This window comes from Pseudomonas rhizophila, from assembly GCF_003033885.1.
GTDB lineage: Bacteria > Pseudomonadota > Gammaproteobacteria > Pseudomonadales > Pseudomonadaceae > Aquipseudomonas > Aquipseudomonas rhizophila.
This window is the reverse complement of sequence record NZ_CP024081.1, coordinates 573886-599867: the sequence shown is the minus strand read 5'-3', so window position 1 is coordinate 599867 and position 25982 is coordinate 573886. Positions and strand designations below refer to the sequence as shown.

Here is a 25982-nt window from a genome sequence, read left to right as displayed (position 1 = left end):
TCGCCGATGTGCAACAGGCGATCGATGCCATGGAGTCGGCGGTTCGCGCCCAACATGGCCAGATCCAGGGCGAAGTTCGGCTGATTCAGGGATTGATGATCGGCCTGATCCTGCTGATCGCATTGCTCATCGACACCTTGCAGCGGCGCCTGGCCCGGACTTTGACGAATCTGGCACCCGCCCTGTCGACTTGGGCCGAAGGGGATTTCAGCCGCGACATTCATGTGGGCGCCAGCAACCGCGAGTTACAAGACATCCAGGCCTCGCTCAATCGCTTGCGGGCGTATCTGGTGGATCTGGTCGGCACCATTCGCCTGAATGCCGAGCAGGTCGCTGGCAGCAGCCGGGCACTGGCCGAGCTGAGTGGAGAATTGCACAGCGGCGCCGAGCACCAGGTCGGTGACACGGCGCTGATCCGCGACTCTCTCAGCGAACTGGAAGCGACCATTCAACAAGTGGCCGGTGACGCCAGCCAGGCCGCCGACGCCAGCCGTAGCGCCGGGCATGCTGTGGAGCAAGGGCAGAAAGTCATCGGCCTGAGCCTCACCGGCCTGCATGCGCTGGTGGGCGAAGTGCAAGGCAACGCACAAATGATCGAACAACTGGCCGAGGAATCGGCCACCATCGGCGGCGTGCTGACAGTGATTCGCTCGATTGCCGATCAGACCAACCTGCTGGCCCTCAACGCCGCCATCGAAGCCGCACGCGCCGGAGACATGGGAAGAGGTTTCGCGGTGGTGGCCGAAGAAGTCCGCTCCCTGGCCCAACGCACGGCGGGCGCCACTGCCGAGATCCAGGAACTGATCGCCCGCCTGCAACTGGCCGCGCGCCAGTCGGTGGACGGCATGCGCGCCCAGGTCGAACACGCCGAAGCCACCGCCAACCAGGCACAAGCGGCCGACGGCGCACTGGATAAAATCGTCGGGGCCATCCAGACCATTTCCGAAACCGCAGTGCGCATCGCCGACGTCACCGCCCAACAAAGCGGCGCCGTCAGCGAAATCCGCGATCACAGTGAGCGGATTCATCAACTGGGTGGGGATAATCTGCTGCGCATTGGTCAGGGGCGGGAACAGGGCGACAACCTGCTGGTGCTCGGTGGGCGCTTGCACACGGCAGTTCAGGCATTTCGGGTTTAAGCAGCACAGATCCCCTGTGGGAGCGGGCTCGCTCGCGATTGCAGTGGGTCAGCTTGCAGAAATATTGAATCTATCGCCGCCATCGCGAGCAGGCTCGCTCCCACACGGGTTTCGGGTTATTCCCAACATTGATGTTCACCACAGATCCCTGTGGGAGCGGGCTTGCTCGCGATAGCGGTGGGTCAGCTTGCATCAGTGCTGAATGTGCCGCCGCCATCGCGAGCAAGCTCGCTCCCACGCGGGTTTCGGGTTATTCCCAACCTTGATGTTCACCACAGATCCCCTGTGGGAGCGAGCCTGCTCGCGATTGCAGTGGGTCAGCTTGCAGAAATATTGAATGTATCGCCGCCATCGCGAGCAGGCTCGCTCCCACAGGGTTTAGCGCAGGCATCCCAGGGGCGGGTGACCGGATCTTGGAGCATGGTCACAAATTTCGCGCAAACATCGGTCATCGTGCTGGCTATTGCAGAGAACTGGACAGCCATAAAGGCTTTGCGGCATAGTCGCCGGGTTCTGACACCTGCTCACAGATAACAAGGAACAGCAGATGGCGACCCTATTGGTCCTGCACGGACCCAACCTGAACCTGCTGGGCACCCGCGAACCGGGCGTCTACGGGGCCGTGACACTGGCCCAGATCAACCAGGACCTGGAACAGCGGGCCCGCAATGCCGGCCATCATTTGCTCTACCTGCAAAGCAACGCCGAATATGAATTGATCGACCGCATCCATGCCGCGCGTGGCGAAGGTGTGGACTTCATTTTGATCAATCCCGCTGCTTTTACGCACACAAGCGTCGCATTACGTGACGCGCTGCTGGCAGTGAGCATCCCATTCATCGAAGTGCATTTGTCCAACGTGCACAAACGCGAACCTTTCCGCCATCACTCCTACTTCTCCGATGTAGCGGTGGGAGTGATCTGCGGCCTTGGCGCCAGCGGTTACCGACTGGCTCTGGAGGCCGCCCTAGAGCAGCTTGAAAAACAGGCAACAGCTTGAACAACAAGCGTTAAACGCCCCTGACCGACCCTTGGGAGTTGATGATTCATGGATATCCGTAAAGTTAAGAAACTGATCGAATTGCTGGAAGAGTCCGGCATCGACGAGCTCGAGATCAAGGAAGGCGAAGAGTCCGTACGCATCAGCCGTCACAGCAAGACCCCGGCCCAGCAGTTCTACGCGCCGGCACCGATGCAGGCCCCAGCCGCCGCGCCTGCTCCGGCAGCAGCGCCAGTTGCCGCCGCTCCAGCAGCACCTGCCGCGCCAACGCTCAACGGCACCGTTGCCCGTTCGCCAATGGTAGGCACGTTCTATCGCAAGTCTTCCCCGTCCTCGCCGTCCTTCGTTGAAGTCGGCCAGACCGTGAAGAAAGGCGACACCCTGTGCATCGTCGAAGCCATGAAGATGATGAACCACATCGAAGCTGAAACCAGCGGTGTGATCGAATCCATCCTCGTTGAAGACGGCCAGCCGGTTGAGTACGACCAACCGCTGTTCACCATCGTTTGAACCGCGGAGAGCCTTTGATGACTGCGAAGTTGGAAAAAGTTCTGATCGCTAACCGCGGTGAGATCGCCCTGCGGATTCTGCGTGCCTGCAAAGAGATGGGCATCAAGACCGTCGCCGTTTACTCCAAGGCCGACAAAGAACTGATGCACCTGGGCCTGGCGGACGAATCCGTCTGCATCGGTCCGGCGTCGGCTGCGCACTCTTACCTGCACATCCCGGCGATCATCGCCGCCGCTGAAGTGACCGGCGCCACCGCCATTCACCCTGGCTACGGTTTCCTGGCGGAAAACGCCGACTTCGCCGAACAGGTCGAAAACTCCGGTTTTGCCTTCATTGGTCCGAAAGCCGACACCATCCGCCTGATGGGCGACAAGGTATCGGCCAAGCATGCCATGATCGCCGCCGGCGTACCTACCGTTCCAGGTTCCGACGGCCCGCTGCCTGAAGACGAAGAAACCGCCCTGCGCATTGGCCGCGAAGTCGGCTATCCGGTGATCATCAAGGCTGCCGGTGGTGGCGGTGGTCGCGGCATGCGTGTGGTACACAAGGAAGAAGACCTGATTTCCTCGGCGAAACTGACCCGCTCCGAAGCGGGCGCGGCGTTCGGCAACCCGATGGTCTATCTGGAAAAGTTCCTGACCAACCCGCGTCACGTCGAAGTCCAGGTGCTGTCCGACGGCCAGGGCCAGGCCATCCATCTAGGCGACCGCGATTGCTCGCTGCAACGTCGTCACCAGAAGGTCCTCGAAGAAGCACCGGCACCGGGCATCGACGAGCAGGCTCGCGCGGAAGTCCTGGCACGCTGCGTCAAGGCCTGCATCGACATTGGCTACCGCGGCGCCGGCACCTTCGAGTTCCTCTACGAGAACGGTCGTTTCTACTTCATCGAAATGAACACCCGTGTTCAGGTGGAGCACCCGGTTTCGGAAATGGTCACTGGTATCGACATCGTCAAGGAGATGCTCAGCATCGCCGCCGGCAACAAACTGTCGTTCACCCAGGATGACGTGGTGATCCGCGGCCACTCGCTGGAATGCCGGATCAACGCCGAAGACCCGAAAACCTTCATGCCAAGCCCTGGCACGGTCAAGCATTTCCATGCTCCGGGCGGCAATGGCGTTCGCGTCGACTCGCACCTGTACAGCGGTTATGCGGTTCCGCCGAACTATGACTCGTTGATCGGCAAGCTGATCACCTACGGCGCAACCCGTGACGAAGCCATGGCGCGCATGCGCAATGCGCTGGACGAAATCGTGGTGGACGGGATCAAGACCAACATCCCGCTGCACCGCGACCTGGTCCGCGACGAAGGCTTCTGCAAAGGTGGCGTCAACATCCATTACCTGGAACACAAGCTGGCTGATCAGGCTTGATGTCCCGAGTGATGTAAAAAAGACCCCGGTCCATTGGCCGGGGTCTTTTTTTGCCTGTCTTTCACAATGGCGGCGAATGACTCAGCTCAGCGCTACCGTAGGGAGTGCCTGTGCTTCGATCTGCGCCCTCGTCGCCGCCCTGCCCTGCAGGGTGCGAACGCCACCATTGGCATTGGCTACCAACGGCTCACTACGCAAGCGCGTCATGAACCCACGCGCACGCACCGACACCGGGTCGGAACTCTGTTTCGCCCTCGCCAGCACCGGTATGTAGTAGCGCTCAACCTGACTCTGTGATGTCTTGAACACCGACGTCACCCCAGTGCGCAGATCCAGCGACACACCATAGGTATTACCGAAGCAGGAAGAATACGACCAGTGATCCCAGGTTGGCTGCAGCCCCTGGCGCCTCATCACCGATCTGACCGGCTCGCCAATATCAGCGCCTGTCAGCCAATCGCCGCCCACCAGAATGGCGCGAATATCCTTCGCTGCCCCTCCCAAACGCTGCTTCACGTCGCGAACACTGCGCTCGATCAGTGCGCGGATGTTGTGATCGAAATGAATGACCGCCCCGACCTTGGTGGTCGGGTTGTACAACGAAGCGATCACGCATGTCTGGGCGTTCAGGGAGAACAGATAGTTGTCTGCCGCCGTCTCGCTGAACCTGGCGACCACCGCCTCGCCCTGCAACGCGCCCCGCGCCACGTCCGGGAAGACATGCCCGGGAAACGCTTCGCGAAGATCGCTCACTCGCCCAAGGTTACGCACATCATCATTGCCGCCACTCATTCCAACGGGTTTACGCGCCCACTTGCCATTCGCCATCCTGTACACAGGCGGTTTGTAAAAGGCGCCGGGATAACGGGCATCCACCAGGCACAGACCATCGAAGTAGATATTCCCCCTCACCTGGTAGTACCTGCCCTTGTCGAGTATGTAGAAAGCATTTCGCGGCTGCGTAGCGCTGGACGGGCTGAGATAGGTGCCTTTGAAAGCCCCCTCGGTCACCTGCTGCAAATTCTTCGGCGTTTCCCTGACCGCCTGTTTCGGATCGAAACGGATCGGCTGGATCAGCGGCCCGCCCTCCCTGGCAGCGACTGATGTCACCTGCCTCAGGCGCTGAGCGGCCAAGGACATGGGCCTTACGGCGAGCTTCAGACTCCTGACAGCCTGACCGAGCAGCCGGGTCATGCTCATTGCCCCAAGCATGCCGAACAACGCGCCCCAGGTCGCTTGCAGCCAATGGCCGAGGGCGCGATCCGTGTCGCCCTGCCCATGCGCCTCGATCGCCTGCCTGGAACTGAGGGCAATGAAGCCGGCATCCAGCAACAGGGCAAAGGGCGGGTAAACCATGCACACCGGCGCGGAGGCGAAGAGCAGGCCCTTGAGCACCTGATCCCTGATCACCTCGCCGCGACTTTTCGTGACATCTTCCACGTCCGTGACAGCACGCTCGATGTAGGCATCGAACTGCGACGAGATATCCATTACCCGATTGAATTCGCGCAATACTTCGAGGCCACGGGTCGTGGTCGCCAAAGCCGTCAGCGAGCGCCTTACCGCGGCACGAGCACCAACGGCCACCCGCTCCAGTACGTAATCACGCAGGCGTGCGGCGACCGCCCCGGGGAAGTCCTGGTATGGGCGAAATGTGACGCCGTCGGGAGCGTCGGGCGTGTACAGCCAATAGGCGCCTTTGGGATCAAAGTAGGCAAAGACATAGACGCCCAATACCACATGACCGCCGACGGTAAACCGGATCAGACCTTCGCGCTGCACCACTGCCTGCGAACTCACTGAGCCGGTCACCGGCGTCGACTCACTCAGCAGCGTGATTTGCCGGGTGAGCCACCAGAACTCACGGGCGTTCAACAAGGACTTGCCCGTCGCGATCCGCAGGTCGCGATCCATCCGGGTCAGCAACAGGTTGCGGTAGGCATTGCGCCGCTTGGTGTATTCGGCAGCGCTGGCATCGAGGAACCTGGCGCGGATCTGCCGCGCATACTGCTCGCCCACGTAGGCCCGCCGGATGTAGGTCGCCAGCTCCGCACTGCGAACCTGCCCCAGGTCCTGCCCGATCGATGAGCGCACGCCTTTTCTGGGGTTGTCGATGCCCGAGTTGTCGTCATACCCATGGATGGCCAGCTCCAGCAAGCTGGCAACCTGGGTCTTGCCACTCGCCAGACCGGGTGTGTAGTCGATGAGCACCGTGGCAGGATCGACCGGTTCCTGCACCCCCTTGCTACGCATGTACGGTGCGATGGCTTGGGTGACGGTACGTTTGGCGAAGTCCACAAAGACCTCATAGCCGGCGATCTGCTCGTTGAAGACCTGCTGATGAACCAGGAGCTCCTGGCTCAAGCTGCTGATGATGCGTCGGGAGTCAAGCGGCAGGGCCGCGTACCACTGGGGCGATTCGTCCTGCTCCACCTGCGCCAGGTTGTTGGCCAGGCCCATTGCAACAGACGCCTCAAGGCAGGCTTTGAAGGCCATCGCAGTGCTCCTGAGGTCTTTGTTCAGATCCCATGCCACCGGCTTGTCCGCCACGCCGGCAAAGTACTCCCGAGCCACATCACGCCCGGCGGCAGAGAGTTGTTGCAATAGGTATTCGCGACCCGCCTGGCTTTCAATCCAGGCGCCTATCTCTGCATTCACGGACCGAAGCGAGGGCAACTCGATCCACTCCTGCCCATCTGGCTTACCGGGGGCATACAACAGCAGATCACTGACCTCGCCCGACCGGTCCTCGCGGTAAAACAACAGAAGATCGGAACACTTCAGTGCGTTTGGAAGCGCAAGGCAGGCCACACGCCAGGCACTGGCCGATTGCGCCGACGTCTCGTTCGCCCATAAGGTTTTGAGCGCCTCGTGATGGCTCACCTTCAAATGGCCCGCACAACGCGCCACGAACGCGCTTTGCTCCAGGCGCGCCACGAACCAATCGAGCATGGCGTCCTTCAGGTCTGCCCGGCCATATTGGCTGACCAATGCTGCCCCATACCCAGCGGGGGCATCCACGTCTGCCAGCAGTTGGGTAATGAACGCCGGCGAAAGAGGCTGGTTGCGCAGCATGGCGCCATTTTCCACCAGGAACAACGATATGGCGTCCGATCTTATCGGACCTGCCGCCAGCAATTCGCTCAGGCTATGGGTCTGCACCGGCTGGTCAATGATCCCTCGCCACTGCAACTGCACTCGAATGCCGTCAGGCTCGACTTCCATGTCCAGTTCACGCCTGACATAGTCCCTGGCCAGCCGCCGGGCAAACGCCTGCAGCGAGCCCAGGCCGTCGAGCAGCTCATCCACCAGCGCCTGCGCCTGCGAGGTCCGTGCCTCAAAAGCCTTCAACTGTTTACGCTCGACTTCACTCAGCGCCTTCAGCCAGCCAGGCAATTGCCCCCCAGCGATTGCCTGAAGACTCCGCCGTTCCTGAGCGGTTGCCAACGAGGTGATCTGGTTTGTGAGACGCCAGTGCGCCTGAAGGTTTTCAAGCTTCTCCCTCAGCTCATCGACGTCCACCCCCGCCAGTTGCTCCGGCTGGAAAATCCTATCGATCCGGGCCAGGTATTCAGCGAGCCTGTGCTTGACCACCTCCTCAAGAGAGGCGTCGCTCCCGGCCATGCGCCAGTGACGTTGCAGATAGTCTTTGTAGTGATGGGTAAAGCCCGCAGCGCTTGCTTCCACCACCTGCACGATGACTTCCCGACGCTCAGCCGCAAACCCCGGATCAGTCCCGCCGGGCCAGCGGTAAGGAGCATCCTGTTCTTCATCAAAAGCCATCGGCGTCTGGTCGATCATCCGTTGCAGCACCGCACCGAGCAGGGTGCCGATGAAGTATGGATCGATGTTGCCCTGGTAATAATGGGTGCGCAGTTGGACCAGCAGGTACTCTTCCAGCACCTCCAGCAAGGGCATCTGAGCGTGTAATCGCTGGTCGATAGCCGCCTGCCAACGTGCCAACTTCTCCAGAATGACTTGTGCTGTTTCCGCCTGCGGGGAAGAGACCGTCCCCGCGCCGCTCGTGTTGCTGTGCCGTTCGGCAGTGTTGTCCATCACATTCCTCCCTGTTGTGTGGACCCGCACCTTATCCGTCCTGCATTGCCCCCATGTCATACATATATATATCGAAACACCACGCCGGCGGCACGAGACTCGCTTATCCACTTTGATGGCGACCTGGCGTACACTGCGCGCCTTTGCAGCCCTGCGCTGCCTCCTGTAGATTTTTTTCCAAAGGTGCCCGCCATGCCTTGGCTGCAAGTACGTCTGGCCATCAGCCCGGAACAAGCCGAAACCTACGAAGACGCGTTTCTTGAAGTAGGCGCCGTATCGGTAACCTTCATGGACGCCGAAGACCAGCCGATCTTCGAGCCGGAACTCAATACCACGCCGTTATGGTCCCACACTCACCTGCTGGCCCTTTTCGAAGGTGGCACCGAGCCGGCCAGCGTGCTGGCACATCTGGAGCTGCTCACCGGCAGCCCGTTGCCCGAGCATCACAGCGAAGTGATCGAAGACCAGGATTGGGAACGCAGCTGGATGGATAACTTCCAGCCGATGCGCTTCGGTCAGCGCCTGTGGATCGTGCCGAGCTGGCATGCCGCGCCGCAGCCGGATGCGGTGAACCTGCTGCTGGACCCAGGGCTGGCGTTCGGCACTGGCACGCACCCGACCACCGCGCTGTGCCTGGAATGGCTCGACGGCCAGGACCTTAAAGACTGTAACGTGCTCGACTTCGGCTGCGGCTCGGGGATCCTGGCCATTGCCGCGCTGCTGTTGGGCGCCAAGGAAGCGGTCGGCACCGACATCGACGTCCAGGCCCTGGAAGCCTCCCGCGACAACGCCGGGCGCAACAACATTGCCCCAGAGCTGTTCCCCCTGTACTTGCCGCAAGACCTGCCACAGGTTCAGGCCGACGTACTGGTGGCCAACATCCTGGCCGGTCCGCTGGTGTCCCTGGCGCCGCAGTTGTCGAGCCTGGTCAAGCCGGGCGGACGCCTGGCGCTGTCGGGCATCCTGGCCGAACAGGGTGAAGAAGTCGCTGCGGCCTATGCCGCGGACTTTGATCTGGACCCCATCGCCAATCGCGATGGCTGGGTGCGCATCACCGGTCGTCGGCGCTAGAATGGCCGCCTGTATCAACCGGATTGCCGCATGACTGACAGTTTCGTCACCCAGTGCCCGCATTGCCACACCAGTTTTCGCGTCAGCCATACTCAATTGAGCGTGGCCCGCGGGGTGGTTCGCTGTGGCTCGTGCCTGCAAGTGTTCAATGCCGCACGGCAATTGCTGGAACAGCACACTGCCAAGGAAACCGTCACGCCCCTGGCACCGCCAATCAAGACGCCCGCCGCCGAATCCCCGCCCCGTGCGATCAGCCAGAAGCAATGGACCGCCGCCGAGCTGGACCTCGATGATCTGGACAAGGAACTGGCTCGACTGGAGCGGCGTGACAAGCGTGCGCCGGATACCTTCGGCCGACGTCGTGAAGACAACCTGAGCGCGCAACGCGACCCGCTCTCGAACGATCAGGAGCCTTGGTCCGACAGCCTGTACAGCGAATCCGCCAGCGAGCGCGACGAAACGGCCCTACAAACCCCGGTCGAACCGTTCGAGCCCCATGAACCGGCCCGCCCACCGCGCACCGAACCGTCCTTGCCCCTGACCCTGGAACCGCTGGAACCGGACGACGAGCCGGTCACCCCGCTACGCCTGGAGCCGGACGACGAGCCCCACGAACACCTGGAAAGTCTGTCTGCCAGCGATGATCACGATGATCACGACGAAGCACCGTTGCAAGCGGTGCCGACGCGCAAGGCACGCGAGCGCCATGAACCCGGATTACGCGCCGAGGCCCTTCAGGACCTGGATGACGATCCGCTGCAACTGGACTGGCGCAAGCGTCGCTCGCCCTGGGGCCGGCGTTTGCTGTGGGGCCTGTTGATCCTGTTCGCCGCCGCGGCCCTGGCCGGCCAGTACATCGCCTACCACTTCGAAGAACTGGCCCGTCAGGATCAGTATCGCCCGTGGTTCCTGCAGATTTGCCCGACCATCGGCTGCGACGTGCCGTCCAAGGTCGACATCGGCAAAATCAAAAGCAGCAACCTGGTGGTGCGCAGCCATCCGGAGTTCAGCGGCGCCCTGGTGGTGGACGCAATCATCTACAACCGTGCGCCGTTCTCCCAGCCTTTCCCGCTGCTGGAGCTGCGTTTCGCCGACCTCAACGGGCATCTGATCGCCAGTCGCCGTTTCAAGCCCGGTGAATATCTGGGCGGCGATGTCGAAGGCCTGGGGGAAATGCCGCCGCAGACGCCCATTCATATTGCCCTGGATATCCTCGACCCGGGACCTAAAGCGGTGAACTACAGCCTGAGCTTTCATTCACCAGAGTGATGCACACCAGGGCCGGGCGATTGGCGGCAGCTTTCTGACTCAGCGCACCCGAACCAAACCGCTGGCGATAACAAAATAGCTGTTCAGATTTTATCCAATTCGACCTTTATCCAGTCATCGAGAGCGGGTATCATGCCAACCCTTTTTCGAAGTCTCATGATCCGGCCCCACTTCAGGGAAGTCCTATGTCGGCGGTACGCATCGGCCCATATACATTACAGAACGGCCTGGTTCTCGCCCCTATGGCGGGCGTCACCGACCAGCCCTTTCGTCAGCTGTGCAAGCGACTGGGCGCCGGGCTTGTAGTTTCGGAAATGGTCAGCAGCGACATGAGTTTGTGGAACACCCGCAAATCGCGTCTGCGCATGATCCACGAAGGCGATCCCGAGCCCCGCTCGGTGCAGATCGCCGGTGGCGATGCCCAGATGCTGGCGCAGGCGGCCCGGGCCAATGTCGAGCTGGGCGCACAGATCATCGACATCAACATGGGCTGTCCGGCGAAGAAGGTCTGCAACAAGGCTGCAGGCTCGGCACTGTTGAAGGATGAAGCGCTGGTCACCGAGATCCTGCAGGCGGTCGTCGCCGCAGTCGATGTGCCGGTGACCCTGAAGATCCGCACCGGGTGGGACCGGGAGAACAAGAACGGCCTGACGGTGGCCAAGATCGCCGAACAGGCAGGCATTACGGCGTTGGCGGTGCATGGCCGCACCCGTGCCGACCTGTACACCGGCGAGGCCGAGTACGACACCATTGCCGCGATTAAGCAGGCGGTGTCGATGCCGGTCTTTGCCAACGGCGATGTCGACTCGCCCGAAAAGGCCCGGTACGTGCTGGACGCGACGGGTGCCGACGGGTTGTTGATCGGCCGGGCTGCCCAGGGGCGGCCATGGATTTTTCGTGAAATCGAACACTTCCTGCGCACCGGCGAAAAGCTCGCTGCGCCGCAACTGTCCGAGGTGGAACGTATTCTGCTAGAGCATCTGGCCGCGCTGCATGCCTTCTACGGAGAAGTCATGGGTGTACGCATCGCTCGCAAGCATGTGGGCTGGTATCTCGCAACCCTGCCGGGCGCCAGGGAGTTTCGCGCCCGTTTCAATCGTTTGGATGGTACGCAAGCACAATGCGCCGACGTTCAGGCGTTCTTCGCTGAGCGTTACAAGAGCCTGACAGGGGACGAAGGGGTGGCCGCATGACGATGATGACCGAGACTTTAGTGAGTGGAATAACACCCGTGAGCGACAACGTAAATTTGAAACAGCACCTCAATACGCCCAGCGAAGAAGGTCAGACCCTTCGCGGGAGTGTCGAGAAGGCGCTGCACAATTATTTCGCCCACCTTGAGGGCGCTGCCGTCACGGATGTGTACAACCTGGTGCTTTCGGAAGTCGAGGCACCTCTGCTCGAGAGCGTGATGAACTACGTCAAGGGCAACCAGACCAAGGCCAGTGAGCTGCTGGGCCTGAACCGCGGCACCCTGCGCAAGAAACTCAAGCAGTACGATCTGCTGTAAGCATTCAATCAAACCAGAAAGGCGCCCGCGTAAAAAACGGTCGCCTTTTTTGCTGACTTCCCTTGCTTTTGATGGAAATTGAAATGACCGACCAGACCACCCGCCTGCCGATCCGCCGCGCCTTGATCAGCGTTTCCGACAAGACCGGGATCCTCGAATTCGCCCGCGAACTGCAACAGCTGGGCGTCGAGATCCTCTCCACCGGTGGGACCTTCAAGCTGCTGCAGGACAATGGCGTCGCCGCAGTGGAAGTCGCGGACTACACCGGTTTTGCGGAAATGATGGACGGTCGGGTCAAGACCCTGCACCCGAAGATCCACGGCGGGATCCTGGGTCGTCGCGGCATCGACGACGCCATCATGAACGAGCACGGCATCAAGCCGATCGACCTGGTGGCCGTCAACCTCTACCCGTTCGAAGCCACCATCAACAAGCCAGGTTGCGACCTGCCGACCGCCATTGAAAACATCGACATCGGCGGCCCGACCATGGTCCGCTCGGCGGCCAAGAACCACAAAGACGTGGCCATCGTGGTCAACGCCAGTGACTACGCCAGCGTGCTGGAAAACCTCAAGGCCGGTGGCCTGACCTACGCCCAGCGTTTCGACCTGATGCTCAAGGCCTTTGAACACACCGCCGCCTACGACGGCATGATCGCCAACTACATGGGCACCGTGAACCAGGCCGCTGAAACCCTGTCGACCGAAGGCCGAAGCGAATTCCCACGCACCTTCAACACCCAGTTCATCAAGGCCCAGGAAATGCGCTACGGCGAGAACCCGCACCAGAGCGCGGCGTTCTACGTGGAAGCCAAGCCGGCCGAAGTCGGTATCGCCACCGCCACCCAGTTGCAAGGCAAGGAACTGTCGTTCAACAACGTGGCCGACACCGATGCGGCGCTGGAATGCGTCAAGAGCTTCGTCAAGCCCGCCTGCGTGATCGTCAAGCACGCCAACCCGTGCGGCGTGGCCGTCAGCCCGGACGCCGAGGGCGGCATCCGCCAGGCCTACGAACTGGCCTACGCCACCGACACCGAATCGGCCTTCGGCGGCATCATCGCCTTCAACCGTGAACTGGACGCCGAAACCGCCAAGGCCATCGTCGAGCGTCAGTTCGTCGAAGTGATCATCGCCCCTTCGGTCAGCGAAGAAGCCCGTGCCATCGTCGCCGCCAAGGCCAACGTGCGCCTGCTGGCCTGCGGCCAATGGTCGGCCGACCGCGCGCCGGCCTGGGACTACAAGCGTGTCAACGGCGGCCTGCTGGTACAAAGTCGCGACATAGGCATGATCGGTAGCGAAGATTTGAAAGTGGTGACCAAGCGCGCCCCAAGCGAGCAGGAAATCAACGATTTGATCTTCGCCTGGAAAGTCGCCAAGTACGTCAAGTCCAACGCCATTGTCTACGCCAAGAACCGCCAGACCATCGGCGTCGGCGCCGGCCAGATGAGCCGCGTGAACTCGGCCCGCATCGCCGCGATCAAGGCTGAACACGCCGGTTTGCAGGTACAGGGCGCGGTCATGGCCTCCGATGCGTTCTTCCCGTTCCGCGACGGCATCGACAACGCGGCCAAGGTCGGCATCACTGCGGTGATCCAGCCGGGTGGTTCGATGCGTGACGCTGAAGTGATTGCCGCGGCTGATGAAGCCGGCATCGCCATGGTATTCACCGGCATGCGCCACTTCCGTCACTAACAAGACAACGGCCGCACTGAAGCCGGCATCTGCTGCGTTGGAGCCGACCTCGATGATGCTCATTGCCAAAAGGCAACTCCGCTCATCGAGGTCGACTCCGCCTTGCATCTACCGACTTCTATTGCGACCTCCTATGGCGCAAAACGCCCTAGGCTCCAAACAGAATCAGCGTCATCCGAGGTTTTTGAAATGAATGTTTTGATCATTGGCAGCGGTGGCCGTGAACACGCCCTGGCCTGGAAAGTGGCTCAGGATCCGCGTGTGCAGAAGGTTTTCGTGGCACCGGGCAATGCCGGTACCGCCATCGAAGCCAAATGCGAAAACGTCGCCATCGACGTGCTGGCCCTGGAACAACTGGCCGACTTCGCCGAGAAGAACGTCTCACTGACCATCGTCGGCCCGGAAGTGCCGCTGGTCGCCGGCGTGGTCGATCTGTTCCGTTCCCGTGGCCTGGACTGCTTCGGCCCGACGTCCGGAGCCGCACAGCTGGAAGGCTCGAAAGCCTTTACCAAGGATTTCCTGGCACGTCACAAGATTCCGACCGCCGACTACCAGAACTTCACCGAGATCGATCCGGCCCTGGCTTACCTGCGCGAAAAAGGCGCGCCGATCGTGATCAAGGCCGACGGCCTGGCCGCCGGTAAAGGCGTGATCGTAGCCATGACCCTGGCCGAAGCCGAAGACGCCGTGCGCGACATGCTGGCCGGCAATGCCTTCGGGGACGCCGGTTCCCGGGTGGTGATCGAAGAGTTCCTCGACGGCGAAGAAGCCAGCTTCATCGTCATGGTCGATGGCAAGAACGTCCTGCCAATGGCCACCAGCCAGGACCACAAACGTGTTGGCGATGGCGACAGCGGCCCGAACACCGGTGGCATGGGTGCCTACTCCCCTGCCCCGGTGGTCACTACCGAGGTCCATCAGCGGGTCATGGACCAGGTCATCTGGCCGACCGTGCGCGGCATGGCCGAGGAAGGCAACGTCTACACCGGCTTCCTGTATGCCGGCCTGATGATCGACAAGGCTGGTAACCCAAAAGTCATCGAATTCAACTGCCGTTTCGGCGATCCTGAGACCCAGCCGGTGATGCTGCGCCTGCAATCGAGCCTGGTGCTGCTGGTCGAAGCGGCCCTGGCCCAGGCTCTGGACAAGGTCGAAGCCCAGTGGGATCCGCGTCCGAGCGTCGGTGTGGTACTGGCAGCCGGGGGTTATCCGGGCGACTACGCTAAAGGTAATGCGATACAAGGCCTGGAGGCTGCAGCCGGGCTGGAAGGCAAGGTTTTCCATGCGGGGACCGCGCTGAAGGATGGCCAGGTGGTCACCGCCGGCGGTCGCGTACTTTGCGCCACCGCCATGGGGTCCAGTGTCGACGCGGCTCAGCAGCAGGCCTACAAGCTTGCCGCCGAGATCGACTGGGAAGGCTGTTTCTACCGCAAGGACATTGGCTACCGTGCCATTGCCCGCGAGCGTGGCGAAAATCTGGAATAACCCGGCCATTCAGACCGGCAAGCGCCCATGGCCCTTGCCTGTCTGCTCCGGCGCCGCGCATAGTTATAATCTGGCATCAACCTACGAAGGGATTTCGCCGTGCGCTGGCTCAGGATTGCCATAGGTTTAACCGTCACCCTGCTGACACTGCTCTGCACGCTCCCGGCCCAGGCCGCGCCAGGCAGTGGCTGGGCGGTATTGCTCGACGAACAGGGCGACCTGAAGCTGAGCGACATCCGTTCTGCCCGCTACACCAATCAATTCAGCCCCATCGACCTGGACCGCCTGAAGGCCGCCGAGCCGGGTGGGGCATTGTGGTTGCGTTTCCGGCTGGCCCCCGACCCACATGAACAAATACTGCGCATCTTTGCACCCGACCTGTCTCGCCTGAACCTCTATGTGCTGGACGGCGATACCCTGGTGGACCAACAGGTCGGCGGGGATGCCCTGCCCCGTATCGAACAGCCCCTGCCCAGCAGCGATTACATGCTGGCCCTGCCGCGCAGCGACAAACAGCTGGACGTCTACCTGCGCCTGGCGTCCCGGCACGAACTGCGGCCCTATGTCACCCTGGAAACGGCGATTCAGGCGGCGGCCAACCAGAACCAGACGCTGATCTACGGGTTGCTGTTCGGCTGCATCGCGATGCTGATCCTGCACAACCTGACCCGCTACGCCTATACCCGCTCACGCAGTTGCCTGTGGCTGGCGGCCTGCGAAGGGTTGTTGATGCTCAGCCTGGTGCTGCTGTTGAACCTGGCTGGAGCCTGGCTGCCCGACTGGCCGGCCATTCAGACGCCGGGGGCCTATCTGGCCCTGCTGCTGACCGCGCCCTGCGGCCTGATGTTCGCCTACCGCTTCTTCGCCCCCGTGGGGCCGCACCCGTTGAACCGGCTGCTGCTGGGAGACATCGTGTTCATCACGCTCTGCAGCCTGCTGCTGTTGTTCGTGAACACACTGCCGCTCAATATCATGACCTATGCCCTGGTCGCGCTGGCCGGCCTGAGCATGCTGTTTGTCAGCGCCTGGCACTGGCAAAAGGGCTATCGCCCGGCACGGCTGTTTGTCGCCGCCATGGTGGTTTTCAACCTGGGCACGCTGATCATCCTGCCGGCCCTGCAAGGGCTGACGGAAGTCGCTCCCCAGGGCCTGATCATCACCCTGCTGGGGTTCATCTGCGTCAGCGGACTGCTGATGAGTGTCGCCCTGGGTGAGCGCCAGCGCTCGATCAACGAGAGCCGTTTCAGCATCAGCCGCGACCTGGCGGCGAGCAATGCCGAGATCAATGCCAAGGCCGAGTTCCTGGCCAAGATCAGCCACGAAATCCGTACGCCGATGAACGGCGTACTGGGCATGACCGAACTGCTGCTGGGCACGCCGCTGTCGGTCAAGCAGCGCGATTACGTGCAGACGATCCACAGCGCCGGCAACGAACTGCTGACCCTGATCAACGAGATCCTCGACATTTCCCGGCTGGAGTCCGGGCAGATCGAACTGGACGACGTGCAGTTCGACCTCAATGCGCTGATCGAGGACTGCCTGAGTATCTTCCGCGCCAAGGCCGAACAGCAGAATGTCGAACTGATCAGCTTTATCCAACCCCAGGTGCCGCGAGTGATCAGCGGTGACCCGACACGGTTGCGCCAGGCGCTACTGAGCCTGCTGGAAAACGCCCTGAAAAAAACCGACGAGGGCGAAGTGTTGATCGTCGTGGCGCTGGACGAGCGCAGCAATCAGCCGCGCCTGCGCATCGCGGTGCAGGACAGCGGAACACCCATGGACGCCGAAGAGCGCGACACGCTGATGCATGCCGAATTGCACAGCAAGAACTTCCTCTCGGCCACCCGCCTGGGCGGCAACCTAGGCCTGGTCATCGCCCGTCAATTGATCATGCTGATGCACGGCGAGTTCGGCATCAAAAGCGGCAGCAACCAGGGCAGTACCTTGTGGCTGACCTTGCCCCTGGACCCGGATCGCCTCGAACATCCGACTTCCGACCTCGACAGTCCGCTGCAAGGGGCGCGGGTGTTGATCGTCGACGACAATGACACCTGCCGCAAAGTGCTCGTGCAGCAATGCAGCGCCTGGGGCCTGAACGTCAGCGCCGTACCATCGGGCAAGGAAGCCCTGGCGCTGCTGCGCACCAAGGCGCACCTGCGGGACTACTTCGACGTGGTGCTGCTGGACCAGAACATGCCCGGCATGACCGGCATGCAACTGGCGGCCAAGATCAAGGAAGACCCGAGCCTGAATCACGACATCCTGTTGATCATGCTCACCGGCATCAGCAACGCGCCGAGCAAGGTCGTGGCACGCAACAGCGGGGTCAAGCGCATCCTCGCCAAACCGGTGGCCGGCTATACCCTCAAGACCACCCTGGCGGACGAACTCAACCAGCGCAACAAAGGCCAGGCGCCGAGCATTCCGATGGGCGCCGGTCCTGTCGTTCCGGTAAAAGTGCCCAGCGACTTCCGCATCCTGGTGGCCGAAGACAACAGCATTTCCACCAAGGTCATCCGTGGCATGCTCGGCAAGCTCAACCTGCAACCCGATACCGCCAGCAACGGCGAGGAAGCCCTCAAGGCCATGAAGGAGCAGCGCTACGACCTGGTCTTGATGGACTGCGAAATGCCGATCCTCGACGGCTTTTCCGCCACCCAGCAACTGCGTGCCTGGGAAATGGGTAACCAGCGCACCCGCACCCCCGTGGTCGCGCTCACCGCGCACATCCTGGCCGAACACAAGGAACGCGCCCGTCAGGCCGGGATGGACGGCCATATGGCCAAACCGGTGGAACTGTCGCAACTGCGCGAGCTGATCGAACACTGGGTGGCCCAGCGCGACCAGCAGAATCGTACAGCGCAGACGTCCTGAGCCGACAGACACCAAAACGCCTGATAGACTCCCCGACGTCTTTCTCCGCCTTGAGCCTCGACCATGCTTCATGTGTTGTTCAGCGTTTATCTGAAGATGCTGGTGCTCTACAGCCCCTTCTTCGTGCTGTCATGTTTTATCGGCCTGACTCGCGGCTACTCGCGCAAGGAACAACGGCGCCTGGCCTGGAAAGTCGCGATCGCGACGCTGGTGTCCAGCGTATTGCTGTATTTGTTCGGACGGGTGATTTTCAGCGTGTTCGGCATCACCGTGGATGCGTTCCGAATCGGCGCCGGCAGCGTGCTGTTCATTTCGGCGCTGGGCATGGCCCAAGGCAAATCAGCCGTACAGACAGATAATGTTCAGCAGGACGTGACCATTGTCCCGCTGACCATTCCGTTGACGGTCGGCCCCGGCACCATTGGTGCCCTGCTGGTGATGGGCGTGAGCCAGCCGCACTGGGACGACAAACTCATGGCCATCATCAGCATCGCCCTGGCCAGCTTTACCGTCGGCGTGGTGCTTTACCTGTCCAGCCGCATCGAGCGGATTCTCGGTGACCAGGGCTTACAGATTGTCAGCCGCCTGATGGGGTTGTTTGTCTGCGCGTTGGCCGCGCAGATCATCTTTACCGGGGTCAGAGGCTATCTGGTGCCCTGACACAGCAGCGGTCTGCTTGCGACGTAAGACCCCAGCGAGAATATCGGACCGTGGTCAACTCACCAGATTGCTTTCCTCCTCATACGATACGTGTGACAACTCTTTGAGCGCGACACCGTTGCTGGCATTCTGCAAAGCACCCAACTGCTCAATCAGTGTCGAGACGGTGTAATGCCGGTTTCCTCCAAAGCTGAGCACGACTTCTCCGCGCAAGTTGACATCCGCCGCATACACTTCACGAAAAATCACACTGTGCCCACTGTTCGGGTCGATGATCACCAGATGTTCATGGATGGGGCTCAGCAACAACTGGTCAGGCTCATCGTGCTCCCAGATCAACTTACCGGGGATTGTCTGCGCGCTGCCCAGCGAGTGCCGGCAATCGAGAATGACCGACTTGACTCTCAACCAGGCCGCTTTCGACAACCTGTAACTCACCGCGCCTTGTCCCATGCGCAGGACCAGAGTCGTAACATCGTCCGGCATCAGCGCAAGAAGATCATCAACCTTCATCTGGCCCTCAATAGCCAGAACCTCGGCATCACGCCGGATGTAACTGAGTGGCCCAAGATGCTCCATACCCGGCAAGGTCAGCAGCTTTCCGTTCCGGCTTTCATGAAGCAGCACGTTGCTCCGCTGCTGGGTGCCCAATAGTTCAAAGGACTCTGGAATGACCGTCTTGGGAACCCGAATCACACGCTCGGTCTCGGCGACGAACCATTGCAGGTTACCGGGCTCCTCCACTGACAGCAGTGCGCTGCGAAATGGCTGGGCCGCCAGCTGTTTGAGGCCCTCGAGCTTCCGGCCACCTTGTGCGACGACCCATTCGTGAGTGACGCCGGTAATCAACGCCGGCTCCCGGTCTCGCAGCACAACCACCACGCCCTCGAATGTCACGCCACGCAGCCCCACTCCTTCGACCGTCAGTTCGACAAACTGCCAGGGCGCCCATGCACGCTCCGCGGCGGGTAATGCATCAGCCTGCAGCAACTGCGAACCCTGGCCAAAAGCGGACTCCAGTTTCTGCGGATCGATGAATGCCTGGCGATAGACTTCGCCACTCGATACATCGAACAGCCAGGCCGCTTCGCTATCCGGGGTAACGCCGAGCAGGCGCACTTGCTTTGCATGCCCCCATTCAGCCAGCAACAATCGGTTGCCGACGTACCAGGCACACAACCTCGCGTCACCGTTCAAGTGGGTCAAGCCGATCAGGGCAAAGCTGTCGGTTGCGTATTGCCGGGCCAAGGGCTCCAATGCGGACCACCAGTGCGCCCGATCCTTGAGCCACACTTCACTCAAACCGCCCAAGGCCAGTCTGCCCTGGCTCGTCAGGTTGAAGAACAGGCCCTCTGACGTCAGGGCGACGTAGCCGCCGTCAACCGCCATGACGTTTTCCAGCTTCTGCGGGCGCATCCATGTTTCGGACCAGTGTCCCTTTCCCGCCACCTCGGTACGTTGCTTGCGACACAGTTCCTGTCTGAGCCGGTCATAGATGACAAACACATCGCTGTCGCCCGCCGGTGTCAGCAACGTCAGGTCAGTCATGTGCTTGATCGAGTCGGCCCAGCCACGGTGATGGTTGCGCCCGGGTGAGGGACGGATGATCAAGTCATCGCTACGGCGAACCCAGGCCATGTCCCGCCACTGCGCCTCGGGCTTCCAGCAAACCGAAACAAAGGGGGCAGGCCGCCAGTTGACGGTGATGAAGCTGTCCTTTTCGCTGGCGGATGGGGTAAAGGGGTAGCCGTTACCAAGGATCAGCGACCAGTCGGCCAGTGTTTCGCTGGCACTCAGGACCGACTCCAATGCCAGGTCCAGGTCCCGAGTGATCGAACTGAGCAGCAGTTGCCCCTCATGTATCACATAAACCAAAACATCGCGGGCCTGATCCTTGCGGGTGATTTGCTGAACGACATGAATCACCCCCTGTGCATCCACCTCGACGCGCTTGATGGTGCTTGCGACATTGCTTGCGCCCCACAGCCAATAACGATGGCTCAACAGCCCGGTCACCGCGTCGACTTGCCAGATGATCAGGTTCTGCGGGTCGTAGAAGTAACAGGAAGCACCCGCCACCGCCCCCAACACAGCGGCATCGACACCCGGCATATCGTCACGGATGTACAGGAAGCGGTCCTCCTTCGCGTCGTACCAGGCCGTAACGTAGCGGGGTTCGTCCGGTGCCTCGAACGGAATCAGATAATGGTGCACCGCCGTATACGGCATCACCAGGCGGTGCTTTTGAGCCAGAGTCTTGAGGTGCCCCTGCAACGCCTGTCGACTCATGCCCGGTGGCACATCCTGCTCGACGAGGGTGAGTTTGCGCGCCTGCAGCTCAACCTGAAACACTTGATTGTCGGAGATCTTGAGCACAATTTCATGGCTCCCCGTTCCCGTGAGCGTCACCTGGAGCTCACCGATAAACAGTTTCCCTGAACCCTCGAAACGGATGTCGCTCTCGCCGACCCAAGGGGCGTCCAATACCCAACTGGACTTCTGCGCAGGCCCCGACTCAAGGATCAGGCCCACGCCGGGATTGAGTCCCAACGCGCAGCGTTTTCCGGCACCCCGAATCCGATAGGCTACCTTTGCGTGCCAGACGGCAGGGAGAACGGGCACCCCCAGCGAGCGATCGACGGAATCGAGCCACACATCGATCACTGTTGGCCGATAGTCAGGCACCATGCGGTAGAGGATGTAGTCGCTGGGAAACGAATAGAACGAAAACAGGAACAGCCAGCCACCATCCGCTTTCCTTTTTTCCAGACGCCGGGCCGTGTCGAAACCGGTGTCATGGCGCAGGCTCGCGAAGGGAAGCGCCTTGTACTCGTAGCGATAACAGGTTTGCGGTGTGCAAGGCAGGACGACGACCTGGTCTGCCGGCGGCGTGAACTTGACCCGACCTGGCAGATTCAGCTCTCGACGGATATCGATTGCCCGGCGGTAATCGTCATCAAAGGTCGGCACGCCGAAATGATCACGTAGCGGATACAGCCTGGGGCTGTCCAGCACGAGCTCGGAGCGGGTCAGGTCCAGCGTCTGAACGATCAACGAAGAACGCGGCAGCCATGCCCCACTGGGGGCATCAAAGTGATAAGGCTGAAGATGAGCTTTTGTAGCCTCATCGAAGAAAAGCCCGACTTGCTTGGCTTCTTCAGCAATGGTGGCGAAACCCTGGGCCAGCGCGGCCACCCCCACCGCCAGCCCGCCCAGCATCACCGCGGCGCCGCCCAGAAACGCTCCGGCGGTGGTGGCACCGGCGGCGTAAGCGCCTACCGACAACGCCAGACCGGCCGAGTCGAACGCCAGTTGGGTGCCGAACTGCGCGCGTTCCACTTCGTTTCGGGCAGTCGACAACTGATAGATGTCGAAGCCGACATTCGCCAGTTGCAGCAGCCCCCCTGTCGCTTCGCTCACGCTGCTTCCCACCGCCGCCTTCACCACTGGCGCGACGGTACGGGCAATCAGTTTTTCTTCAGCCAGTGCCTGACGCACCAGCCCCACCAGGCCCGCGATATCCACCACGTTGCCGTGAACCAATTGCGCGTAATTGACATAGCCATGCAAGCGCACCGCCAGCGTCAGGGAGCGATCAGGCCCTTCCTGCCGTCTCAATGCATTCATCAATGCCTGTATGGCGAAACCGGCGTTCAGGGTATGGACGCTGCCCACTTCGGTGGGATCGCTGGGCACGGACGGTTTATTGGCCAAGGCTGAAAAACGTTCCGAGAGGTAGCTTTTTATACGCAAGAGTCGATGGTCGTCAGTGACGACCCGTACCAGGTGCTCGGGACTCTCAGGATCGATCAGGCTTATGCGGTACGATCCGTTCGACATGACCTCCAGGGTTTCGAACAACGGCACAAGGCCTGATGCCAATTGACCCGCCTGCTGAAGATGGGCCGTTGCCTGCGCGATCTGTTGCCCCCACCACTGGCCATCCAGCGCCAGCAGACAGTTGCCCAGTCGAGGATTACTCTGCAGCGACTGCCCCCGGGCATTGGCCAGGCGCTGCCTGACCGGGCGCAGCGCCTGCCCGGGCAGCGCGCCGGGTTGCAGCAGTTTGGAAACATCAATTGCACCAGACAATGCCAGGCTCGCCACCTTGGCACCGTCCAGGTCGATGAGATCGAAGGTCGGGCGCGCCGCATCGCCATACGCGGCGTAATAACTGGCCATCTCGTGCTGAAGGAAGAACTGCTCCAAGGCTTGCCTGAAGCGTGTCGCCTGCTGGAACTCGAATACGCCAAAGTTCGGATCGTAGAAGTGATACGTACTGCGCTCCCCCTCTAGGGTCTTGGCCACCAGCATGGCGTGATTATCGGAGTTGAGCATCAGCGTGCTGGTCGTGGTCCTGGCTTGCAGAATGTCCACCACCGCATTCAGATCCGAGCGCGCCAACCCACGGCCGACGTCGCCGATCTGCACGTCGCGCAACGACTCCACGCAGTTGAGGAACGTCTGCGAATCACTGGCCTGAGGCTCGATCACCCCCAGGTAGAACCGCTCACGCAAGGTGTTGACGCAACCTTGTCCTGCGACAAGGCTGCCGCCATTGCCAGGGCCAAGGGATAACAACGTCCGCCCACCCTGTCGCCATCGCCCTGGAGCAGCAGATCCTGAGGTACAAGCTTGATTGTGTCGGCATCGAAATCGTCCAGGACAGTACCGAGGCGTTCAACGACCCGGACACGGTATTCAAGCTTCGCCACCTGGCGGATCCGGGCGACGTGCTGGCCCCATTGGCGCAATGTCAAAGGCTGCTCCAGGGCGTTTTTCTTCAGGGCCAGGGCGGTCTCCTCATGCCCTGGCGGATACTCGGCCGCACTGGCAAGCCCGGCCAGAAAAGCCGGCGCCTTACGTTGGTACAACGCATGCTCGATCGTTGCATAGCCGCCGGCGCTTCCCTGGTTCGCGACGTTGTTGGCCAGGTTATCCAACTGCGGGCGTACCGCATCGAAGCTGCGATTATCCAAGGCCGTCGCACCGGTCAAGCCCCCCAGCAGCAGACGTTGCAGGGGACTCAATTGAGCGACTTCAAAATCACCTTTGGCGAGGCGCTCCAGAAGCTCAACGACGGACAACCGGCGCGTTTGCTGATCGCTCAACGATGCTGGCGGCAACGCACTGGCGCTTTGGGCGAGGATCGACTGACGTTCATCAAAACCCAGCGGTATCGCCTTGTCGAAAATCACCGTCCCGTCATGGCCCAGACTCATCATCTGCATGAACGGCTTACCCAGCTCATCGGCAAGATGCTGCAAAAGCTCGGTGGACAACACATGTCGCCCCTCGATCACCGGCCAGCCTTCATCGAACTGGAGCGTACGGTATTTGAGCAGCTCGGCCATATCGCCGGCATAACGAGCCTTGAACCGGCCCTCTTGCCAGCGTTTTTTCTCGTTAACGAGCCATTGCCCGGTGTCACTTTCGTTTTCCTTCCAGGAGTGATCCAGCTCCTCCTCGGTGGCCCCATTGACGCTGCCGACGGCGGCGATGGCCGCCTCCGCGCGCCACTGCTCGGCGGTTCGCGGGGTGAAATGCGCCCGGTGGTAATCGGCCATCCCCTCGCGCATGGCGGCTGGGCCGGTCAGGTAGATCGTCACTTCGCTCTGGGGGCGGATACCGTCGCTGTAGTAAGTGGCGGCCGCCTCCACCAGAAACGCCGCGGCCATTTCCGCTTCCGGCGACAGTTCGTGAAACGCACCGAAAACCTGCGTTGCGGCCTGACGCGCAAGGCCGATCATGCTCTGGGCATCGGTAAGGGCAACGTTTTGCTCATCGGCCAGGCGCGCGGTGGCATCGACGATTTCATAGTTGAGCCTGAAACGCTCGAGCACGGTTTTGAGCATCGCCGCCCCAGGGTGGCCCATCAAAAAAGCGTTGCTCAACGAGTTTCGCGCGGCAACGGCGCGCAGCTCGTACGGACGCGCCAGACGCTCCACCGGCGGGCGAAAAACGCGGTTCAACTCGGGCTGGCTTTTAGCGAACCGCTCCAGCGCATCGCGATGCTGCGACGGGATCGCGTGGAGATAATCCGTGTACTGGCTGCGCAATGCCTGACGGCCGGGCATCCAATCCGGGTTTCGATCAAGCAACAACTGCAACACCCCCAGGCGCGCGTCGGTCTTGAACTCACGAATGTCCACCTCCCCCAGTTTCTCCAGCAAGGGCGGCAGGTGATCGATATCGACATAGCTGCCCCCTTCGGCGAACAGGGCTTCGACACGCACAATGTCGGAGCCCCCGGCAAACATGCCACGCAGACTGATCTCGCGCTCGTAGATATCCCGCAAGTGAAGGGGTGCTTGACCGGCGGCAACGTCGCGCAGGCTCAGGCAACCCTCAGCCAAGGCCGTGAGGCTGAGGCGGTTATCGTTCATCAGGGTATTGAGCCGCGCCTTATCCTGGCCGTAGGCGCGAACCAGCAGATCGATTCGAGCCTCATCGGCACTGCCGCCGTTCTTCACAACCTTGGTGATATGCGCATACATCTGCTGCTTCAGGACGATGGCGCGTTCTTCATAACGGTCGCCCAACTCCAACGGATCGACACTGGCCTGCCCGCCATTGAGCATGGCATCGGCCTTCGCGGCTTCGACAATGATCCGGTTGGTCTCATAGGCCAGCAGCGCGTCGCTGTCATACCAGAGACTGAGGCGATAGCCCTGCGGGCCCATCACCTTTTTCCAGATATTGATGTAATCACGCTGAATCGCCCCGACGCCGCCCCCAAGCCAGACAAAATGCAGGTTTTTCGGCACTTCGGTAGCGGGTAGTTTCAACTGCTCGAAGCTGTTGTGCAGGCGCGCTTCGAAACCCTCGATTTTGTTTTGTATCTGCGCCAGGTTCGCAGGCCCGGCGCCATCGGTGCTCAGCGGCTCCGGCGCACGACGGCGCCGGCTGTTTCCCTGCAAGGTTCCCACCGCCTGCTTGAGCAGCCCCAACGGTTCCAACATGCGCGCAGAATCCAACAGGGCAATACAACCAAAGTAATACCGAAGCACCGAATCATATTGTTCCGAACCCTTGTACGGTATTAAGGCCTGTTCAAGATCCTTTAGTTTCAACAAACTCACAAAATCGACGTAGTCATCCGCCGATGAACGCTCAGGTTCACTCATAAACAATACTTCCATTTATCGTATATAACAGGACAGCCTTGCACGATGACCGCCGACAAGCGCTTCCAAGCACTCGGGCAGCCTCTGCATCAAGTCATCCAAAGAAATAATCTTGTCAGGAGAAGTTGCGCGCTCTCTCCTGCAATAGATAAGTAGCAGCCATCCCCAGTGCGCCCCAACAACAGCGTTCACTCAGGCCGCAAACAGCACTTTACAG

12 protein-coding genes and 2 pseudogenes are annotated in these 25982 nt (G+C 61.1%); 12 read left to right on the top strand and 2 right to left on the bottom strand.

Annotation, left to right across the window (positions count from 1 at the left end; all coding sequences use genetic code 11):
• Positions 1–632: 632 nt before the first annotated feature.
• The 4 genes and pseudogenes from CRX69_RS28170 to accC all read left to right on the top strand — a co-directional run.
• Positions 633–1139: pseudogene (locus tag CRX69_RS28170) on the top strand (methyl-accepting chemotaxis protein); the annotation flags it as partial.
• Positions 1140–1686: 547 nt separating this feature from the next.
• Positions 1687–2139 (top strand): type II 3-dehydroquinate dehydratase, encoded by a 453-nt coding sequence (gene aroQ, locus CRX69_RS02685; protein WP_018605716.1) that lies wholly within the window; start codon positions 1687–1689, stop codon positions 2137–2139.
• Between the two features lie 48 nt (positions 2140–2187).
• Positions 2188–2649 (top strand): acetyl-CoA carboxylase biotin carboxyl carrier protein, encoded by a 462-nt coding sequence (accB, locus tag CRX69_RS02680; protein ID WP_047227391.1) that lies wholly within the window; start codon positions 2188–2190, stop codon positions 2647–2649.
• Positions 2650–2666: 17 nt separating this feature from the next.
• Entirely contained in the window at positions 2667–4022 is a 1356-nt protein-coding gene (gene accC / locus CRX69_RS02675; protein WP_047227390.1) for an acetyl-CoA carboxylase biotin carboxylase subunit, read from the top strand.
• Positions 4023–4103: 81 nt separating this feature from the next.
• Here the strand turns inward: accC and CRX69_RS02670 are convergent, their stop codons facing one another.
• A complete protein-coding gene (locus CRX69_RS02670; protein ID WP_240539581.1) occupies positions 4104–8189 on the bottom strand; it encodes a dermonecrotic toxin domain-containing protein in 4086 nt (1361 codons plus the stop codon).
• Between the two features lie 81 nt (positions 8190–8270).
• On the opposite strand from CRX69_RS02670, the gene prmA reads away from it, so the two are divergent.
• The 8 genes from prmA to CRX69_RS02630 all read left to right on the top strand — a co-directional run bounded on the left by prmA (position 8271) and on the right by CRX69_RS02630 (position 18638).
• Positions 8271–9149, top strand: a complete 879-nt coding sequence (prmA, locus tag CRX69_RS02665) for a 50S ribosomal protein L11 methyltransferase (protein WP_047227388.1) — start codon at positions 8271–8273, stop codon at positions 9147–9149.
• Between the two features lie 30 nt (positions 9150–9179).
• Positions 9180–10418 carry a DUF3426 domain-containing protein gene (locus tag CRX69_RS02660; protein WP_107321479.1) on the top strand — a complete coding sequence of 413 codons (1239 nt, stop codon included), beginning with the start codon at positions 9180–9182 and terminating at the stop codon, positions 10416–10418.
• A gap of 185 nt (positions 10419–10603) precedes the next feature.
• Positions 10604–11611: a tRNA dihydrouridine synthase DusB gene (gene dusB / locus CRX69_RS02655; RefSeq protein ID WP_047227386.1), complete on the top strand. Its 1008-nt coding sequence runs from the start codon at positions 10604–10606 to the stop codon at positions 11609–11611.
• Positions 11608–11928, top strand: a complete 321-nt coding sequence (gene fis, locus CRX69_RS02650) for a DNA-binding transcriptional regulator Fis (RefSeq protein WP_025211617.1) — start codon at positions 11608–11610, stop codon at positions 11926–11928. Before dusB ends, fis begins: the two co-directional genes overlap by 4 nt.
• An 83-nt stretch (positions 11929–12011) precedes the next feature.
• The gene (gene purH / locus CRX69_RS02645) at positions 12012–13619 is read left to right on the top strand and encodes a bifunctional phosphoribosylaminoimidazolecarboxamide formyltransferase/IMP cyclohydrolase (RefSeq protein ID WP_047227385.1); all 1608 of its coding nucleotides are present in this window, start codon (positions 12012–12014) and stop codon (positions 13617–13619) included.
• 189 nt (positions 13620–13808) lie between these two features.
• The gene (gene purD / locus CRX69_RS02640; protein WP_047227384.1) at positions 13809–15104 is read left to right on the top strand and encodes a phosphoribosylamine--glycine ligase; all 1296 of its coding nucleotides are present in this window, start codon (positions 13809–13811) and stop codon (positions 15102–15104) included.
• A gap of 99 nt (positions 15105–15203) precedes the next feature.
• Entirely contained in the window at positions 15204–17978 is a 2775-nt protein-coding gene (locus tag CRX69_RS02635; protein ID WP_107321478.1) for a hybrid sensor histidine kinase/response regulator, read from the top strand.
• 63 nt (positions 17979–18041) lie between these two features.
• Positions 18042–18638, top strand: a complete 597-nt coding sequence (locus CRX69_RS02630) for a MarC family protein (RefSeq protein ID WP_047227382.1) — start codon at positions 18042–18044, stop codon at positions 18636–18638.
• Between the two features lie 54 nt (positions 18639–18692).
• Here the strand turns inward: CRX69_RS02630 and CRX69_RS28165 are convergent.
• Positions 18693–25765 (bottom strand): annotated as a pseudogene (locus CRX69_RS28165) (TcdA/TcdB pore-forming domain-containing protein).
• Positions 25766–25982 lie beyond the last annotated feature (217 nt).

Excerpts from the sequence above, each read along its gene's own strand:
- accC (WP_047227390.1), top strand. The coding sequence starts at position 2,667 with ATGACTGCGAAGTTGGAAAAAGTTCTGATCGCTAACCGCGGTGAGATC.
- CRX69_RS02630 (WP_047227382.1), top strand. The coding sequence starts at position 18,042 with ATGCTTCATGTGTTGTTCAGCGTTTATCTGAAGATGCTGGTGCTCTAC.
- dusB (WP_047227386.1), top strand. The coding sequence starts at position 10,604 with ATGTCGGCGGTACGCATCGGCCCATATACATTACAGAACGGCCTGGTT.
- fis (WP_025211617.1), top strand. The coding sequence starts at position 11,608 with ATGACGATGATGACCGAGACTTTAGTGAGTGGAATAACACCCGTGAGC.
- prmA (WP_047227388.1), top strand. The coding sequence starts at position 8,271 with ATGCCTTGGCTGCAAGTACGTCTGGCCATCAGCCCGGAACAAGCCGAA.
- CRX69_RS02660 (WP_107321479.1), top strand. The coding sequence starts at position 9,180 with ATGACTGACAGTTTCGTCACCCAGTGCCCGCATTGCCACACCAGTTTT.
- purD (WP_047227384.1), top strand. The coding sequence starts at position 13,809 with ATGAATGTTTTGATCATTGGCAGCGGTGGCCGTGAACACGCCCTGGCC.
- aroQ (WP_018605716.1), top strand. The coding sequence starts at position 1,687 with ATGGCGACCCTATTGGTCCTGCACGGACCCAACCTGAACCTGCTGGGC.
- accB (WP_047227391.1), top strand. The coding sequence starts at position 2,188 with ATGGATATCCGTAAAGTTAAGAAACTGATCGAATTGCTGGAAGAGTCC.
- purH (WP_047227385.1), top strand. The coding sequence starts at position 12,012 with ATGACCGACCAGACCACCCGCCTGCCGATCCGCCGCGCCTTGATCAGC.